Origin of the sequence: Enterobacter cloacae complex sp.6700776 (assembly GCF_048284255.1) — a bacterium.
Classification (GTDB): Bacteria; Pseudomonadota; Gammaproteobacteria; order Enterobacterales; family Enterobacteriaceae; genus Enterobacter; species Enterobacter intestinihominis.
The window spans coordinates 1-310 of record NZ_JBLVYK010000145.1; the positions used below are offsets into that span (position 1 = coordinate 1).

The following is a 310-nucleotide window of genomic DNA, read 5'->3' on the forward strand; positions in this document are numbered from 1 at the left end:
GCAGAAGTTGTACCGCAACCAGCCCGGATCAGCCTTGAAAAGAAACTGGAAGGTAAAGCGCCTGCGCTTATCAGCCTGGCTAAGAAAGCCAGTATTTCACTGGCAAAACACAAACTGGATACCGTTGAAGCACGAGTCGCTTTTGTTCTCGATGCCTCAGGCTCTATGACCGGCCAGTTTAAAAAAGGGCATGTACAGGCCGTTCTTGACCGTATAGCTGTCCTGTCTGTCCAGTTCGATGATGACGGCACGATGGATGTATGGGGCTTTGCTGAGCGTCACAAGAAATATCCTGACGTCACACTGGACA

General features: G+C 50.3%; 1 protein-coding gene. It reads left to right on the forward strand.

Annotation, left to right across the window (positions count from 1 at the left end):
- Positions 1–310 (forward strand): VWA domain-containing protein (locus ACNQ0T_RS23635; RefSeq protein ID WP_417930434.1); only part of this gene is annotated, 310 nt, incomplete at both ends.